Origin of the sequence: Lentzea miocenica (genome assembly GCF_033949945.1) — a bacterium.
Lineage (GTDB): Bacteria > Actinomycetota > Actinomycetes > Mycobacteriales > Pseudonocardiaceae > Lentzea > Lentzea miocenica.
In genome coordinates this window covers 37,554-54,759 of record NZ_JAXAVW010000004.1, presented here as the reverse complement: position 1 = coordinate 54,759, position 17,206 = coordinate 37,554, and the positions used below count along the sequence as shown (strand labels likewise).

Here is a 17,206-nt window from a genome sequence, read left to right as displayed (position 1 = left end):
TGCCACAGGCCGAGCGAGAGCGTCAACATCAGTTAACGCTCACTCGCAGTGCGCGGGCGCTCGCGGCCAGTACGGTGAATCCACCGACGGCCGCGCGCTCTTCTACGTCCCGCAGCAGCTCCTGGGCAGCCTCGGTCTCGCTCATCGCGAGGTTCGCCCTGGCCGCGCCGAGCAACGACTCCAGCTGCTGCACCACGACGCCTGACCTGCGAGCCAGCGCGACGGCGTTCGTGTGGCGCTCGGCCGCCCTGGCGAACCGGCCGGCGAGCAGTTCGATCGAGCCGAGCGTGTTCAACGCGTCGGTCTCCGCGCGCAGGTCGGCGAGCTTGCCCGCGAGTTCGGTCGACCGTTGCGCGGTCTCCAGGGCGGCGTCGAGCTCACCGGTGTCGCGTTGCACTCGAGCGAGTGTGTCCAGCGCGTGTGCCTCGACGCCCCGGTCGTAGCCCTCGCTCCGGGACAGCGCCATCGAGACGTGCTCCATCGCGTCGTCGAACCTGCCGCGTTCGTGGGCGAGGAGGGCCAGCATGTTGTACGCAGAGCCGACGAGCGTCGGATCGATCTCGTCGTAGCAGGTCAGGGCCCACCGGTAGAGGTCGTTCGCGATGTCGTACTGACCCATCAGCTGCCGGACGTAGCCGAGGTTGCCCTTGGCTCCCGCAGCCATGAGCCGGTCGTCCTGGGCGATGGCGATGCAGTCGTTGAAGTGCCGTTCCGCGTCGGGAAGGCTGCCGCGGTCCTGCTCGACCAGCCCGAGGAACATCAGGTTCGCCGCCTCGGCCACGCGGTCTCCCGACTCACGTGCCAGCGCGAGCGCGTCCGCGAGGTGCACGATCGCTTCCTCGTTCTGGCCCAGGCAGTGCCGCGCCTCGCCGAGGAGCCGCTTCGCCGAAGCGAGCGCGCGCTTGTCGCCGGCCTGCTCAGCGCTCTCCTGGGCAACGGTGGCCAGCCGCAACCAGTGCGAAACCGGCCTGCTCAACCAGAAGTAGCCACCGAGCTCTTCGGCGATCCGCCAGGCGGCGTCCGGACGACCGACGGCACCGGCGGTCTCGGCGACCGCGACCAGGTTCGGCAGCTCGGCCTCGATCCACCGCATCGCCTGGTCGCGTTCATCCGGATCGACGGACGCGATCCCGGCCGCGGCCCGTTCGACGGCTGTCACGTAGGCACCCACCAGCGCACGCGTTGCAACCGCGCGGTCCTCCGCGTCGTCGAACGCGTCCGCGAGTTCCGCCGCGTACAGCCGCAACAGGTCGTGCATGACAAACCGCTCCCAATCGGACTGAACGACGAGGTGCGAGCTCGCCAGCTCGTCGAGCAACGTGCGCAGATCCCCCACCGCCGTACTCGCCAGCGCCGCGGCGGACTCGACGGAGAACCACCCGCTCGGCAACAGGCCGAGCCTGCGGAACAACCGCTGCGCGGGCTGCGACAACGCACGGTAGGACATGTCGAAGGCCCTGCGTACGGCGAGGTCGCCGGATCCGGGCACCTCCAGCGACGACAGGCCTCCGTCGGAGAGGTCCCGAACGCCGTCGGACAGGCTGCGGAACGGCACGTTGGCGAGGTTGGCCGCGGCGATCCGCAGCGCCAGCGGCAGGTGCCCGCACAGTTCCGCCAGCTCGGCGACGGCATCGGGTTCGGCGGCGGCTCGTCGTTCGCCGAGTGCCTCCACCAGCAGCTCGGTCGACTCCTTCGCCGGGAGAACGGAGAGCGTCATCCGGCGCGCGCCGTCCGCGACGACCAGCCCGTCCAGCCGATCCCTGCTGGTCACCAGCGCGAAACAGCCGTTGCTCGCCGGCAGCAGCGGACGCACGTCGTCCGCCATCTCGGCGTTGTCCAGAACCATCAGCACTCGCCGGTCGGCCAGCAACGTGCGCAACACCGACGCCGCCTCATCGAGGTGGGTCGGCACCCGCTCGGGAGCAACCCCCAACGCGCGAAGGAAGCGGCCGAGCACGTCGATCGGCGCGACACCGCCGTGGACGTTCGCGTAAAGATGGCCGTCCGGGAAGCGGTCCTGGACGCGATGCGCCCAGTACAACGCCAACGCCGTCTTGCCGACGCCAGGAGCACCCGTCAGCAACCCCACCCCGGCGCCGTCCGGCAGCGCGTCCAGCTCAGCGAGTTCGGACTGTCTGCCGATGAACCCCCGCGCGGACGCCGGCAGCTGCCGCGGCACCGACACCGCGGTCACCACCGGCCGCAGGTCGAGGTCGGGGTCCGCGCGGAGCATGCGCTGCTGCAGATCCCGCAACCGCACGCCGGGACGCACGCCCAGCTCGCGGTCGAGCAGGGCGTGCACTTCGCGGTGCGCCTCCAACGCCTCGGCCTGCCTGCCACAGCGGTACAACGCGAGTGCGTACTGAGCCCACAGGCCTTCGCGCAACGGATGCCGGTCGATCAACCGCCGCAGCTCGCCGACCACCTCGTGGTGCAGGCCGAGCTCGAGCCGTGCCTCGACGTGGTCCTCCTCGGCCGCCAACCGCAGCTCGTCGAGCCGCGCCGCCTCGGCCCGTCCCGCGTCGGGCAACGCGAGCCCGCACAGCACCTCGTCGCGCCACAACGCCAACGCCCGCCCGAACTGTTGCGCGGCGACCACCTGACGTCCGGCCCGCACGGCCGCCTTGCCGTCACGCGCGAGCCGTTCGAAGTTCGCCGCGTCGAGCTCGTCGTCCGCAATCTTCAGCAGGTAGCCGTCCTTGCTCGTGCGCAACCTCTCCTTGCCGATCAGCTTGCGCAGCTCAGAGACGTACGACTGCAGGTTCGCGACGGCCGACGCCGGCGGCGCCTCGCCCCACAACCAGTCGACGACGGTGTCCCGCGAGATCACCTCGTTGGAGTGCAGGCACAGCATGCCGAGCAGAAGCCTCTGCTTGCGGCGCGTCGGGACCGCTGGACGCCCGTTGTCCGGCCTTACCTCAAGCGGGCCAAGCACCCGGAAGTCCATCCCGCCCCTCACAAACTCACACGGACAGGGTCCGTTCTACACAGGTTTGTATAGCGGCGTGTGCCTGCCCGTGTAGTCCCCCTCGCGAACCTCGTCGCATGAAACGCACGCTGAGAACCACCCTGTTGGTTGCCGTGAGCGCATTGATTGCAGGGCTGTTCACTTCGCCCGCGTCCGCAGCCGTGCTGGACGGGCCGATCACCAGGTCCGAGGTGCTGACGCGGTCGCAGTCGTGGATCGCCGCACGCGTTCCGTACAACCAGAACGCCTCGTACACGAACCAGTACGGCACCTATCGGACGGACTGCTCCGGCTATGTCTCGATGACGTGGGCCTTGAGCAGGTCCCGCAGCACGTACGACCTCCCGGAGATCATGCACACGATCCCGCGTAGCGACCTGAAGCCGGGTGACGTGCTCTTCCAGCACAACGACAACATCCAGCACATCGCGCTGTTCGTCGGGTGGGACGACAACGCCAAGACCAGGCCGATCGTGCGCGAGGAGTACCTGTCGGGCCGGGTCGCCGAGGAGCGCGTGTGGCCCGCGTCGTGGGCGAACGGGTTCACGGCGATGCGCTACAACAACATCGTCGACGACGGGTCCTCCGGACGACCCCGCACCGACCACGTCGGTGACGTGAGCGGCGACGGCTACGCGGACCTGACCGCTCTCAAGTCCGACGGGACGCTGCACTACTACCCGAACAACATCAACACCAACGGTGGCAAGCCGTTCACCAGCGGGACTCAGATCGGTGTGGGCTTCGGGCCGTTCAACTGGGTGCGCTCTGCCGACGTCAGCGGTGACGGGTACGCGGACCTCATCGGCGTGCAGTCGGACGGTTCGTTGCACTACTTCCCCAACAACATCAACACCAACCCCGGCGGCCGCCCGTACACCAACGGCATCAACATCGGCAGCGGCTTCCAGGTCTTCAACAACATCCTGCTGGCCGACGTCAGCGGTGACGGCTACGCCGACCTGCTCGCCACCAAATCGGACGGGACGCTCCACTACTTCCCGAACAACATCAACTCCAACCCCGGCGGCCGCCCGTACACCACGAGCACGCAGGTCGGTGTGGGCTTCCAGTTCTTCACGATGCTGCGCGCGGGCGACGTGAGCGGTGACGGGTACGCGGACCTGATCGGTGTGCAGGCAGACGGTTCGCTGCACTACCTGCCCAACAACATCAACACCAACCCCGGCGGCAAGCCGTACGGCAACAGCATCAACATCGGCAGCGGCTTCCTGCCGTTCAACCAGCTCGTGCTCGGCGACCTCAGCGGTGACGGCTACGCCGACCTGATGGCCCGCAAGTCCGACGGGACGCTCCACTACTTCCCGAACAACATCAACTCCAACGCCGCCGGCCGTCCGTACACGACGAGCTCTCAGATCGGCGTCGGTTTCGACGTCTTCAGCTCGATCCTCTAACAGTCCTGGGGGGACAACCATGCGTACAGCAGCAAAAAGACTCGTCCTCGGCCTGGCAACGGTCGCGCTCGTCACCAGCTCGACGACCGCGTTGCAGCCGGTCGCGTCCGCCGCGGAGTGCCCGATTCCCCTGCCACCACGCGATCTCAACGTCACCAAGAAGGTCTACGAGGTCGGCAAGCGGTACCTCGTGTCGCCGAAGGTCATGCTCGCCGGCTTCGAGACCGGCTGGGTCGAATCGCACATGAACAACCTGGACTGCGGCGACCGCGACTCGCTCGGGGTCTTCCAGCAGCGCCCTTCCCAGGGCTGGGGCACGCCGGAACAGATCAGGAACGTCGACTACGCGGCCACTCAGTTCTTCACCAGGGCCGTCAACGTCGACAGGGCGAACCCCGGCTACACCGCGGGCCAGATCGCGCAGGCGGTGCAGATCTCCGGGCACCCCGAGCGCTACGACCAGTTCGAGGCCACCGCACGGCAGTTGCTCGCGGAGGTGGCCACCACGTCCGGTCGCGGCGACCGCATCGGTGACGTGAGCGGCGACGGCTACGCGGACCTCACCGCGCTGAAGTCGGACGGCACGCTGCACTACTTCCCCAACAACATCAACTCCAACCCCGGCGGCAAGCCGTTCACCAGCAGCAGCCAGATCGGCGTCGGTTTCGGTCCGTTCCAGTGGGTGCGTTCGGGTGACGTGAGCGGCGACGGGTTCGCCGACCTCATCGGCGTGCAGACGGATGGTTCGTTGCACTACTTCCCCAACAACATCAACACCAACCCCGGCGGCCGCCCGTACACCAACGGCATCAACATCGGCAGCGGCTTCCAGGTCTTCAACAACATCCTGCTGGCCGACGTCAGCGGCGACGGCTACGCCGACCTGCTCGCCACCAAATCGGACGGGACGCTCCACTACTTCCCGAACAACATCAACTCCAACCCCGGCGGCCGCCCGTACACCACGAGCACGGAGATCGGCGTCGGCTTCCAGTCCTTCACGATGCTGCGCGCCGGCGACGTGAGCGGTGACGGATACGCCGACCTCATCGGCATCCAGGGCGACGGCTCGCTGCACTACCTGCCCAACAACATCAACTCGAACCCCGGCGGCAGGCCCTACGGCGACAGCATCAACATCGGCGGCGGCTTCCTGCCGTTCAACGAGATCATCACCGGCGACCTCAGCGGCGACGGCTACGCAGACCTGATGGCCCGCAAGCCGGACGGAACGCTGCACTACTTCCCGAACAACATCAACTCCAACGCCGGTGGGCGTCCGTACACGACGAGCACGCAGATCGGCGTCGGCTTCACCATGTTCAGCGCGGTCGTGTGACATGAACGAACCACAGGCCTACGGACGCAGGCAGGTGCTGCAAGGCGCGGCACTGCTCGCGGGCGCCGGCCTCCTCGGTGGCGGGAGCCTCACCGCTTCCGCCGCCGAGGCGGCGTTCGACCCGCGTCAGCGATTCCTCAAACTCATCCCCGCCGGCAACGGCGTCATCTACGCACTTCAGTCCGACGGCACGCTGCTGTACTACCGGCACACCGGCTGGGCCGACGGCAGCGCCTCCTGGTCGCCCGGTGCCGGTTACCCGATCGGCAACGGCTTTCACCAGTTCCAGGACGTGCTGGCGGACGATGACGGCACGTTCTTCTGCCGCACCGGAACCGGCGCCATCCGCCGTTACCACTACGCCGTGTCCAACCCCGCCACCGGTGAGGGGCAGTGGACCGACGGCGGCGGCACGCAGATCGGCGAGGGCTTCCAGCAGTTTCCGCGGATCTTCGGCGGCTGGGACGGCGTCATCTACGGCGTCGACGCCGACGGCGGACTCTGGTGGTACCGCTACCAGAACGGCTGGGCCAACGGCGGCGCCGGCGTGCGGATCGGCAGCGGCTTCAAGCAGTACCAGACGTTGACCGCGGGCCCGGACGGCGTGATCTACGGCGTCCGGCAGGGCACCGACCTGCACTGGTTCCGCTTCAACCCGGACGGCGCGACGTGGGCCAACGGCGGCAACCCGTTCACGATCGGCAACGGCTGGGGCGAGGGCTTCCACAAGCAGGTGTTCTCCGACAACGCAGGCTGCGTCTACGCGGTGAGCGTGGACAGGGGAAGCGTGCCGGCCAACGACGACACGTTGCACTGGTACCGCCTCCTGAACACCCGCACGGTGGCCACAGACGGTGGCCCGAACTGGGCTCGCGGCGGCACCTCGACGGACGTCGGCAACGGTTTCTCCGTCGAACCGACCGGAGCGTTGCAAGGCTATGCGAGCTCACTGACCGTTCGTCCCGGTGAGCGAATCGGCTTCCCGATCTCGACGAGTCTCGCCGGCGTCACGGCATCGGTGATCAAGTTGCCCAGCAAGCAGAGCGTGTCGAGCGGCCTGACCGTCGCAAATGGACTCCAGGCGCTGCCCGCGAACTACCGGACCGCGGGATGTGGCTGGTCGGAACGGGTCTCCACGACCGTGTCCTGGCCGACCGGCGTGTACGCGCTGGAGATGAAGTCGCCAGGTGGACTGCGCAGGCACATCCCGTTCGTGGTCCGGCCGGCAGCGCCGACGTCGAAGATCGCGTTCCTCCTGCCCACCAACACCTACAACGCCTACAACACCTGGGGCGGCCACAACCAGTACTCCATCGGTGAGGACGGGCGCCAGCGCCAGGTGACGTTCATGCGGCCGAGCACGTCCATCCCGGTCGATCCGCCAGGACGCATCGACCACCTGCTGTACAGCGACATGTTCTTGCTGAAGTGGATGGAGGACAACAGCTTCGGCTACGACACCTACATCGACGGCGACCTCGACGCCGATGGAACGTGGCTGCGGCAGTACAAGGCGCTGGTGCTCGGCAGCCACCCCGAGTACTGGTCGGAACGCATGCGCCAGCGCGTCGCCGACTACCTCGCGGGCGGCGGCCGGCTGATCTACACCGGCGGCAACGGCATGTACGAGCGGATGAGCTACGCCAACGGCACCACGGCAACGCACCGCAACTCGACCGGTGGTCGCGACGAGTTCCACGCGCTGGGCAAGTCCGAGTCGCAGATCCTCGGCGTCGCCCTGACCGGCGCGTACATGAACTTCCACCCGTACAAGGTCGTCGCCGATCACCCGTTGCTGGCGGGCACAGGACTGAAGCCCGGCAACACGTTCGGCAGCTACGCCGACAACGGCGCCGCAAGTGGCTGGGAGGTCGACGCGCTGAACCCGGCGATGTCCGGCGTGCAGCACATCGCCCGCGGCACCAACAACGAGGACAACGGCGCGGACATGGTGTTCTGGCCGAAACCCAACGGGGGATGGGTTTTCAGCGCTTCCTCGATGTCGTTCAACGGGGCTTTGCCGCACGACGCGGCCATTCGCCAGATCCTGCGCAACGTCTTCACACTCGCGTTGCGCTGAATTCCCGTCAATTCAAGGGGTACGAGGTGCACAAGAAACTGATATGCGCCTTGCTGGGCGCGTTGACACTGATAGCTCTCACCACGGTCCCATCTCAAGCGGAAACGTCTGGCCCGCGATCCGTGAGCGGGGTATCGGCCGACGTTCCGTGCTGGACGAGTTTCGATCCGCCGGCTCCACAAGGGCGCCCGATGACGCACTACTACAAGAACTGCAACAACCAACCGATCAGGGTCGCCACCGGATTCGTCGACGGATCCGGCCAGATCAGCACATATGTGACCAGCTGTGCTGATGTCGGAATCGGCCAGGTCCATCAATGGTTCTACGAGGACGGCACCAATCCGGGCGTGAACTACCAGACGATCATCTGTCGTTCGGGGGACTTCCGGCCGATTGTCAGACCAGCCGCCGCCGACGTTCCGTGCTGGACAACCTTCCTCCCGCCGAACCCCAACGGCGGACCGATGCTCCACCGGTACAAGAACTGCAGCGGCAGCACGATTTCAGTCGCCAGCGGACTTTCGAACGGGACGGGCCAGATCGCGATTTATCGCGGCGCCTGCAGCAACGTGCGGCCAGGCGAGGAATATCTCTTCGACTATCAGCAAACCACGGTGGGCATCAACTACCACACGATCATCTGCCTGAACTGAAGAAAGAGGTTGTCATGCGCATGAAATTGCTGGGAGCCGCACTGGGCGGCTTGGCTCTGATGTCGGCGACCGCAGTGTCCTCCCAGGCCGAGCCGGCCAACTTCCAACCCGCGAACGGCGGCTTGGTCGCGGCAGCGGACAACATCCCGTGCTGGACGAGCTTCAACCCGCCGGCTCCGCAAGGCGGCCCGATGATCCATTACTACAAGAACTGCAACACCGCGCCCGTCACGGTCGCCACCGGATTCGTCGATGCGGCAGGTCAAGCCACCTTCTACCACTGGACCTGCACCACCGTGCCGGTCGGCGCCACCTGGCACTGGGCCTACGAAGGAAGCACGAGGCCGGGCGTGAACTACCAGACGGTCATCTGCCTGTCCTGATCCGAAATCCCGTCAATCAGAGAGAGGGTTTCCGTGCGCAAGAAACTGATCGGTATCGCGTTGGCCGGGGCATCGGCCATCGCGATGACGGTGACCGCAACCTCGTCCCAAGCCGCGCTTCCGTGCTGGTCGTCCTTCAACCCGTCCGCACCACAGGGCGCGCCGATGACCCACTACTACCGAAACTGCAGCGGTGGCAGCATGCTGGTCACCACCGGGTTCATCGACGCGTCAGGGCAGGTCAGCGCTCGATTCATGGAGTGTCGCCACGTGCCCGCGAATGGCGAGACCTCCTGGGCGTGGGACTCCACCAGGCAGGGCGTGAACTACCAGGCAGTCATCTGCAACCCGTGATGTGACCCCGGTCACTCGCCGGTAAGAACTGGCCTGGTCGACGCACTACCTCGTGAAGAGGGAGGGGCGATCGTGGAGGACTTCTCCGATGTCTACCGCGAGTGTTACCCGCGGGTGCTCGCCTATGCCGCGAGCCACGCGGGGGCGCGGCTCGCGGAGGACATCACCAGCGAGACCTTCACGATCGCCTGGCGCAAGCTCGACCAGATGCCGTCGAACGCGTTGCCGTGGTTGCTCGGCATTGCCCGCAACCTGGTGAAGGCGTCGCGCAGGCAGGTTTGGCACGACGAGATCGATGACGTGCCGATCACCGATGACTTCGTTCGGGTTGTGGAGTTGCGGGCGGCGCTGGCCGGTTTGTCGGAGGGCGATCAGGAAGTGCTCACGCTGATCGCGTGGCACGGGTTGCCGGCGGCTGAGGCCGCGCAGGTGCTCGGGTGCACCACGGCGACGTTCTTCGTGCGGCTGCATCGGGCTCGACGGCGGTTGAAGGCTGCTCTCTCGACATCGAACTTCGACCGGGCGAGGGAGTCATGGAAGACCTCATGAAGGAGCTGGCTCAGGCCGCGCCGCCCGCGCCCGAGGTCGACCGCGATCGGATGGAACGCGACCTGGTGCGCATCATCGCGCTGCCACGGGAGCGCACTGCCAGGACGCAGTTCCTCAGGCGGTTCGCTCCGCTGGTGGCGGTGGCGGCGGTGATCGCGCTGGCGGTCGTCGTGCTGCCGCGGCCCACTCCGACCGTGCAGCCCGGGGCGCCTGCGCAGTGGTGGCACGTGTTGACGGAGCAGTCGTCGCTGATGGTCGTCGGTGACCCGGCGAACCCGTACCTCGTGCAGTTCAGCTCCAAGACCGATCAGTGGCTGTCGGCGAACCGCCAGGTCACGGTCGTCCAGAAGGACGGCAGGGTGGAGCCGTACTCCTCGGTCGACGAGGCCAGGTGGGAGATGGCGGGCAAGCCGGCGACCGCGCCTCAGGTCGGTGGCAGCCGCGCGGTGCGCATCGGGCCGATGCGGCCTTCGGTGCAGAAGGCCGACGTGTCCGGGTTCCAGATGTCCATGCACAGTCACGTGCGGCTCGACTCGTTCGACTCGCTGCCCACGGATCCGGCGGAGCTGAAGAAGACGCTGGAGAACCTCACCGGGGAGAAGACTCCGTACCGGATCGCGACTCTCGCGATGGGCTTGATGGCGTCGAACGTGCGGGACGACCAGCGGCGGGCGGCGTTCGAGCTGCTCAAGATGCTCGACGGGGTGCGCTTTCTCGACCGGGTGAGCCTGCGGGAGGGCAGCTTCGGCGTCGGTGTGGCGATCGCCGCGCCGGCGACGTTCCAGTTCTCCAACGTCGAGACCCAGTTGGTGGTCAACCCGGAAACCGGGCTGCCGGTCGTCAAACGGGACCTCATCACCACGCCTCAGCACGGCCTGCCGGCGATGTGGCCCATCTCGGAGGAGGAGTACCTCCTGCTGGACCGGACGACCATCGACCCGATCGTGCCCGGCGACGTCCCCGTGAACGGCGAGGTGGAATCCCCCATCGTCGAGCGGTGAGCCCTCAGACCGGGCGGGCTCCTCGCAGGAACTGCTCGACCGCTGTCTCCACGAGGCCGTCGAGCAGGTCAGGCTTGACCATGTCGCCGTTCATCAAAGTGGCAATGCCCTGCATCAGGGCGAACAACACGATTCCCACGCGCTCCGGGTCCCCGACGGCGAGCTCTCCCGCTCCCTGACCCTGGACGATCAACTCGTGCATCAGCGCGAACGCCGACTCGGCCGCCACCACCACGCAGTCGGCGCCCGGCCGGTGCTTGCTGGTGAACATCAGCTGGAGCAGCGCCGCGTCCTCGGTGGCGAACCGGATGTACGCCGCCACCGTCGCCTGCAGACGCGGCGCGAAGTCGTCCCCCGCTTCGGCGCACGCGGCGCGCAGTTGTGCGTCCAGGCGCCCGAACCCCGCCTCGGCCAATGCGTCGAGCAGGGCCTGCCGGTCGGGGAAGTGGCGCCGCGGTGCGGCATGGCTGACACCTAGTTCCCTGGCCAGTTCGCGCAGGGAGAGCTGCTCCTCACCGTGCTGGCGCAGGCTGCGTTCGGCGGCGGCGAGCAGGGCGGAGCGGAGTTGTCCGTGGTGATAGGGCCGTTCGGGCACCTCGGGATCGTATACGAAACTTGTTGCCATTGCCGACATTGTTGTCAGCGTCTACATTGTTGCTCATGACTACATTCACTTCGGCCGACGTCCCCGACATGACCGGCCGCACCGTCATCGTCACCGGCGCGAACAGCGGCATCGGCCGTGTCGCCGCCCGCGTGCTCGCCGCCAGGGGAGCACGAGTCGTGCTGGCGGTGCGAGACCTCGCCAAAGGCCGTGAGGCTGCCGCGACGATGACCGGCGACCTCGACGTCCGCCGACTCGACCTCGCCGACCTCACGTCGGTCCGCGCATTCGCCGACGACTTCGAAGAGCCAGTCGACCTGCTCATCAACAACGCGGGCCTGATGATCCCGCCGCTCGGCCGCACCGCCGACGGCTTCGAGCTGCAGTTCGGCACCAACCACCTGGGACACTTCGCGCTGACCAACCTGCTCCTGCCCCGGATCAGGGAGCGGGTGGTCACCGTCTCCTCCACCGCCCACCGGGCAGGCTCGATCGACTTCGCGGACCTCAACTGGGAGCGCAGGCCGTACCGGGCACTGGCGGCGTACGGACAGTCCAAGCTCGCCAACCTGCTGTTCACCGCCGAGCTGCAACGCCGGCTCACCGAGGCCGGCTCGCCTGTGCTCGCGACCGCGGCACACCCCGGCATGGCGGCCACGAGCCTCCTGCGCCCGTCCGGGAAACGGCCCCTGATCGAGTCGATCCAGCAGAGGGTCGTGCACCTGCTCGCCCAGAGCGACGAGGGCGGCGCGCTGCCCACCCTGTACGCCGCCGTGGCAGAAATCCCTGGCAACAGCTACGCCGGCCCGAAGGGCTTCATGGAGAGCCGCGGCGCACCGAAGCTGGTCGGCCGGTCGGGCAACGCCCGCGACGCCGACAGCGCGCGTCGCCTGTGGACGGTCTCCGAGCAGCTCACCGGCGTCACCTTCCCCCTGTCATCCACCATCATTGAGCGGTGATCGATCCTCGACGGCTCCGCGTGCTGCGCGCACTAGCCGACCACGGCACGGTGACGGCCGCTGCTGCTGCACTGCACCTCACACCGTCAGCGGTGTCGCAGCAGCTGGTCGCCCTGGAGTCGGAGGCCGGACATCCGTTGTTGCTGCGCAAGGGGCGCCGGGTCTCGCTGACCCCCGCCGGCGAACTGCTCGTGGCGCACGCCCATGTCGTTGCGGCGGAACTGGAACGCGCACAGGCCACTTTGGACGCTCTCGCCTCCGGTTCGTCCGGCCGGGTCGCGGTGGCCGCCTTCGCCTCGGCGATCACGCAGGTGGTGGCGCCGGCGTTGGCGGCCTTGCGAGAACGGTCCATCGAACTGTCGGTGCGTGATGCCGAGGGCCACGAGAGCGTGCGGCTGTTGCTGGACGGCGAGATCGACGTGGCGATCACCGAGGAACACCGGACCACGGACCGCTTCACCCGCTTTCCGCTCTACACCGAGCCTTTCGACGTCGTGCTGCCGCCGGGCCACGCGCTGAACGGCGGGCCGGTCGAGCTGACCGCGCTGGCGGACGAGGACTGGGTGGTGACGCTGCCGGGCAACCCGCTGCGGGACGTCGTGGAGATGGCGTGCGCGCAGGCCGGGTTCACGCCGCGCATCAGGCACACGTCTGACGACTTCCGCGCGATCCAGGCCCTCGTCGCCGCAGGAGCCGGAGTGGCGTTGGCTCCGCGAAATGCTGTGCGCGGCATCCCGGTCGCCGGTGTGGCACCGTTGAGACGGGTGGTGGCGGCGGTGCGCCGCGGGTCGGAGGACCATCCGTTGATACGCATCGTCCTTGAGGTGTTGGACCGGCTCCAATAACTACTTCCTTCGGGGATATTCGGGCGGAAACGATGGAGCGAAGGGGATCCGGACTTCTAGCTTCAGCGCCATGCCACGACGAATTTCCAGCGTGGTGGGACGGGAGTTCGGCGAGGGCGTCCGGCACGCCATCAAGCAGATCCACCTGACCCATCGCGAACTCGCTGAAGCACTCGACTGGGACCCGGCCAAGCTCTCCGACCTCGTACGAGGCAAGGGCGGCGTCAACGAAGCCGACGTGAAGCAGCTGCTCGGGTACTGCCGCGTCAAGCCGGACGAAGTCCGCCGTTTGCTGGCGCTGTTCCGGGAGTCGCGCGAGAACGGCTATCTCCAGATCCCAGCCCAGGTGCACACATTGATCACCCAAGAGCGCCTTGCAAACGCCATCACGGTCTGGTCGATGGACCTGATTCCTGGTCGACTCCAGACTGCTGACTACATGCGCGCCCTTGTCGCAGCTACCGCGCGCTCGGAGTCGATTGACTATGAGGAGATCATCGCGGCGAAGCTCGCTCGGCGCGAACTCTTCCACTGGAGCCGCCAGTACGTTTTCTTCGTCCACGAACAGGCTTTGCGACTTCCGGTAGGTGGCTCGGACGTCATGAAAGACCAGCTTCTCCACATGCTGGCAATGACGCAGCGCTCATACATCGAGGTGCGGATCGTGCCCACCTCGATCGGTGCACACGCTGGACTGGCCGGCTCGTTCACGCTGCTCGGGTACGAGAAGTTCGAGCCTGTCGTGTACCTGGAGAGCAAGAACTCCAGCCTCTTCCTCGAAGACGCGGCAATCCTTGCCACCTACGACGAGGTGCTCAAGCTCCTCGACCTGCAGGCGTTGGATGCGGAACACTCGAAGGAGCTGATCACCAGCATCCTGATCTGAGGAGATGTTCCGCATGCCGGTCTGGCGCAAGAGCAGCTACAGCATCGAGGGCGACAACTGCGTCGAGATCGGGCGTGGGATCGGTATCCGGGACAGCAAAGCGCCGACCACGCACCTGCCCGTGTCGGACAAGGCGTGGTCGGCGTTTCTCGAACTAGTGCGGGGCGCGAGCAGCTAGCTTCGCCGTCGCCGGGTCGCCCGCCGCGAGCGCGCCACGGGCCGCGAGCTGGCAGATGTCCATGCTGGACGTCGCGAGCCTGGCGCCGACGTCGGCCAGCGCCGTGTGGTTCATCGACAGCGACGTCACGCCCATGCCGATCAGCACGCACGCCAGCAGCGGGTCGGCCGCCGCCTCGCCGCAGACGCCGACGGGCTTGCCGGTCGCGGTCGCCGCCTCGCCGACCAGGGCGATCAGGCGCAGCAACGCGGGCTGCCACGGGTCGTTCAGTGCCGCGACCCCGCCGAGCTGGCGGTCTGCGGCGAAGACGTACTGGGCCAGGTCGTTGGTGCCGATGGAGATGAAGTCGACGACCTGGAGGATTTCCTTCGCCGACAAGGCGGCCGAGGGAACCTCGACCATCACGCCGACGCGCTTGATGCCTGCCTTGCGGGCGCGCTCGACGAACCAGGCGGCCTCGGCGGCCGTGGCGACCATCGGAGCCATGACGGAGACGTCGGCGCCAGAAGAGACAGCCGCGGCGGCGATGGCTTCGAGCTGGCGGTCCAGGATCTCGGGCCGGTCAAAGGCGACGCGCAGGCCGCGGACGCCCAGGGCCGGGTTGGGCTCGGGGTCCGGGTTCAGAAACGCCAGCGGCTTGTCCGCGCCCGCGTCGAGGGTGCGCACCACAACGGGTTTGCCCGCAAACGGCGCCAGCACAGCCTCATAAGCAGCAGTCTGCTCAGCAACGGTCGGTTCCTCTGCGGCGTCCAGGAAGCAGAACTCCGTGCGGAACAGGCCGACTCCTTCCGCACCGGCAGCCGCGGCGGCAGCGGCGTCCGCGGGGGAGCCGACGTTGCCGAGGACCTTCACGCGGAGGCCGTCCTTGAGGACGCCGACGCCGTTCCAGGTGGCCTTCTTGCCGGTGCCGGCCGCGCGGACCTTGCCGTCCGACTCGCGGACCTGGCCGGTGTCGCCGTCGACGTCGAGAGCGGTGCCTGCGAACGCCAGAATGCCGCGGCACGCCACGACGGCCGGGATGCCCAACGACCGCGCGAGGATCGCGGTGTGCGAGGTGGGGCCACCCTCTTCAGTGACCAGGGCGAGGACCTTCGACGGGTCGAGGCCGGCGGTGTCGGCGGGCGCGAGGTCACGCGCCACCAGCACGGACGGCGAGGTCAGGTCGGGGACGCCGGGAGCCGGCAGGCCCAAGAGCTCTGCGACCACGCGATCGCGGACGTCCTGGACGTCACGGGCGCGTTCGGCCATGTACCCGCCGGCGGCCTGCAGTGCCGAGATGAACTTCTGGGCTGCCTGGTGCACGGCACGGGCGGCGGTGAGCGACTCGTCGACGACGAGCTTCTCGGCGGCCTTGATGAGCGCCGGGTCGCCGGCCATCGCCGCGGTGGTCTCCAGAACGGCACGGGCCTCGCCCTCGACCGTCTTCGCGCGCTCCATCAACCGCTGCGCCACGACCTCGGTCGCAGGCCGGATGAGAGAGGCTTCCATCTTGGTATCCGCTGTTCGCGGGCCCGCGGGAGGTTCGGGAAGGGCCTCGGAAACCCTCACCACCGGGCCGGTTGCCCGGCCGCTGCTCACACCGACACCGCTCAGCCGCGCGCTCGACATGGTCTAGACCATACCCTTCCACCGGGAACGACCAACAGCTCAGTGTGACCAATTGAGAGGCGGAACGCGGAACGCCGCCGAACTGGTCGTCGTGGCGTAACGCAACAGGGCAACTCCGTCGGTCATCCGATACATCGTGTTCACAAACGTCTTCAGTTCGCGCTGGCAGGGCCAGTGTCCCAGTAGGCCGAACGGAGCAGTACGGTGCCCGGCTGTGCACGTTCCGTACAGCATCGCAGCAGTGCTTCTGGTCGCCGGATGCTCGTCGGCGGCGCAACCGAAGCTCGGTCCCGAGATCAACGTCCCGGCGCAGCTGAGCACCATTCAGGCCGCCGTGGACGAGGCGCGGGAGGGCGCGACCATCCTCGTCTCGCCCGGCGTCTACAAGGAGACCGTGCAGGTCAGGACCAAGGGCCTCACGATCAGGGGCGCCCGGCGCGGCAGCGTGATCATCGACGGCGAGGTCAAGCGCGCCAACGGGATCGTGGTGATGGCGCCGGACGTGTCGGTGCAGAACCTGACCGTCCGCAACCACACGTTGAACGGCGTGCTGGTCACCGGGCTGTCCGAGAAGCTCCCGCCGCTGCAAGGGTTCCGCGTCTCGTACGTGACGGCCAGCAACAACGCGCTGTACGGCATCTACGCGTTCGACGCCCAGCACGGCGTGATCGAGCAGAACTACGCGAGCGGCAGCGCGGACTCCGGTTTCCACGTCGGCCAGTGCAAGCCGTGCGACGTCGTCGTGCGCGGCAACGTCGCTGAGCGCAACGCCGTCGGTTACGAGGGCACGAACGCGTCCGGTCAGATGTACGTGCTGGGCAACAGGTTCAGCGGCAACCGCGTCGGCATGACCTCGAACTCCGACCACCAGGAGCCGTTCCTGCCGCAGGAGGACGCCACGATCGTCGGCAACCTGATCTCCGACAACGCCGAAGCGCTCTCACCGGCACAGGCCGACGGCGCGTTCGGACTCGGCATGGGCATCGCGGGCGGCACGCGAAACCTCGTGTCCCGCAACCTGATCACCGCCAACCCCGGCACTGGCATCGCGTTGACGTCCAGCGAGGACCTGGCCCCGCTGGACAACCGCTTCGAGGGCAACGTGATCACCCGCAACGGCCAGGACGTGCTGTACTCGGCCACCAAACGCGCGCCCGGCAAGAACAACTGCGTCGAAGGCCGCTGCTACGACGGCGTTGGCGAGACCCTGAAGAAACCCGCCGCACCGCGTGGAATCCCGTTCAACCAGGTCGCCGCACCGCCCGAGCAGCCCGAGATGCCGGACGGCCCGTTGCCGGACAAGGCACCGAACGTCGAGAAGTACGCCGTGCCGACCGAGGACCTGTTCCACGACCGCGCGGCGGTGAGGTCGTGAGGA

16 protein-coding genes are annotated in these 17,206 nt (G+C 67.5%); 13 read left to right on the top strand and 3 right to left on the bottom strand.

All coding sequences use genetic code 11. The annotated features are described in order from the left end of the window. Nucleotides 1-28: 28 nt before the first annotated feature. The gene (locus SK803_RS06055; RefSeq protein ID WP_319964773.1) at nt 29-2,935 is read right to left on the bottom strand and encodes an AfsR/SARP family transcriptional regulator; all 2,907 of its coding nucleotides are present in this window, start codon (nt 2,933-2,935) and stop codon (nt 29-31) included. Nucleotides 2,936-3,081: 146 nt separating this feature from the next. On the opposite strand from SK803_RS06055, the gene SK803_RS06050 reads away from it, so the two are divergent. The 8 genes from SK803_RS06050 (at nt 3,082) to SK803_RS06015 (ending at nt 10,748) form a co-directional block, all read left to right on the top strand. Beyond that, nucleotides 3,082-4,386, top strand: a complete 1,305-nt coding sequence (locus SK803_RS06050; protein ID WP_319964772.1) for a C40 family peptidase — start codon at nt 3,082-3,084, stop codon at nt 4,384-4,386. A 19-nt stretch (nt 4,387-4,405) separates the two neighbouring features. Then, entirely contained in the window at nt 4,406-5,725 is a 1,320-nt protein-coding gene (locus SK803_RS06045) for an FG-GAP repeat domain-containing protein (RefSeq protein ID WP_319964771.1), read from the top strand. A 1-nt stretch (nt 5,726) separates the two neighbouring features. Then, nucleotides 5,727-7,805, top strand: a complete 2,079-nt coding sequence (locus SK803_RS06040) for a N,N-dimethylformamidase beta subunit family domain-containing protein (RefSeq protein ID WP_319964770.1) — start codon at nt 5,727-5,729, stop codon at nt 7,803-7,805. Between the two features lie 191 nt (nt 7,806-7,996). Next, a complete protein-coding gene (locus tag SK803_RS06035) occupies nt 7,997-8,461 on the top strand; it encodes a hypothetical protein (RefSeq protein ID WP_319964769.1) in 465 nt (154 codons plus the stop codon). A 20-nt stretch (nt 8,462-8,481) separates the two neighbouring features. Beyond that, nucleotides 8,482-8,844, top strand: a complete 363-nt coding sequence (locus SK803_RS06030; RefSeq protein WP_319964768.1) for a hypothetical protein — start codon at nt 8,482-8,484, stop codon at nt 8,842-8,844. 33 nt (nt 8,845-8,877) lie between these two features. After that, nucleotides 8,878-9,198: a hypothetical protein gene (locus SK803_RS06025; RefSeq protein WP_319964767.1), complete on the top strand. Its 321-nt coding sequence runs from the start codon at nt 8,878-8,880 to the stop codon at nt 9,196-9,198. Nucleotides 9,199-9,270: 72 nt separating this feature from the next. Continuing rightward, nucleotides 9,271-9,747, top strand: coding sequence for an RNA polymerase sigma factor (locus SK803_RS06020; protein ID WP_319964766.1), 477 nt, complete (start codon nt 9,271-9,273; stop codon nt 9,745-9,747). After that, complete coding sequence (locus SK803_RS06015) at nt 9,732-10,748, top strand: hypothetical protein (RefSeq protein WP_319964765.1); 1,017 nt, start codon at nt 9,732-9,734, stop codon at nt 10,746-10,748. The genes SK803_RS06020 and SK803_RS06015 overlap by 16 nt, the downstream gene beginning before the upstream one ends. A 4-nt stretch (nt 10,749-10,752) precedes the next feature. On the opposite strand, the gene SK803_RS06010 is transcribed toward SK803_RS06015, so the two are convergent. Next, entirely contained in the window at nt 10,753-11,343 is a 591-nt protein-coding gene (locus SK803_RS06010; RefSeq protein WP_319964764.1) for a TetR/AcrR family transcriptional regulator, read from the bottom strand. Between the two features lie 65 nt (nt 11,344-11,408). On the opposite strand from SK803_RS06010, the gene SK803_RS06005 reads away from it, so the two are divergent. The 4 genes from SK803_RS06005 (at nt 11,409) to SK803_RS05990 (ending at nt 14,220) form a co-directional block, all read left to right on the top strand. Further along, nucleotides 11,409-12,311, top strand: coding sequence for an oxidoreductase (locus SK803_RS06005; RefSeq protein WP_319964763.1), 903 nt, complete (start codon nt 11,409-11,411; stop codon nt 12,309-12,311). Further along, on the top strand, nt 12,308-13,156 hold the full coding sequence (locus SK803_RS06000; protein WP_319964762.1) for a LysR family transcriptional regulator: 849 nt from the start codon (nt 12,308-12,310) through the stop codon (nt 13,154-13,156). Before SK803_RS06005 ends, SK803_RS06000 begins: the two co-directional genes overlap by 4 nt. 94 nt (nt 13,157-13,250) lie before the next feature. Beyond that, a complete protein-coding gene (locus tag SK803_RS05995; RefSeq protein WP_319964761.1) occupies nt 13,251-14,042 on the top strand; it encodes a helix-turn-helix domain-containing protein in 792 nt (263 codons plus the stop codon). A 13-nt stretch (nt 14,043-14,055) separates the two neighbouring features. Further along, nucleotides 14,056-14,220, top strand: a complete 165-nt coding sequence (locus SK803_RS05990; protein ID WP_319964760.1) for a DUF397 domain-containing protein — start codon at nt 14,056-14,058, stop codon at nt 14,218-14,220. Here SK803_RS05990 and ptsP read toward each other — a convergent pair. Further along, nucleotides 14,197-15,828: a phosphoenolpyruvate--protein phosphotransferase gene (gene ptsP / locus SK803_RS05985; RefSeq protein ID WP_319964759.1), complete on the bottom strand. Its 1,632-nt coding sequence runs from the start codon at nt 15,826-15,828 to the stop codon at nt 14,197-14,199. The genes SK803_RS05990 and ptsP overlap by 24 nt on opposite strands. Before the next feature lie 214 nt (nt 15,829-16,042). Here ptsP and SK803_RS05980 point away from each other — a divergent pair, with 214 nt between their 5' ends. Further along, complete coding sequence (locus SK803_RS05980) at nt 16,043-17,203, top strand: right-handed parallel beta-helix repeat-containing protein (protein WP_319964758.1); 1,161 nt, start codon at nt 16,043-16,045, stop codon at nt 17,201-17,203. Nucleotides 17,204-17,206: the final 3 nt, after the last annotated feature.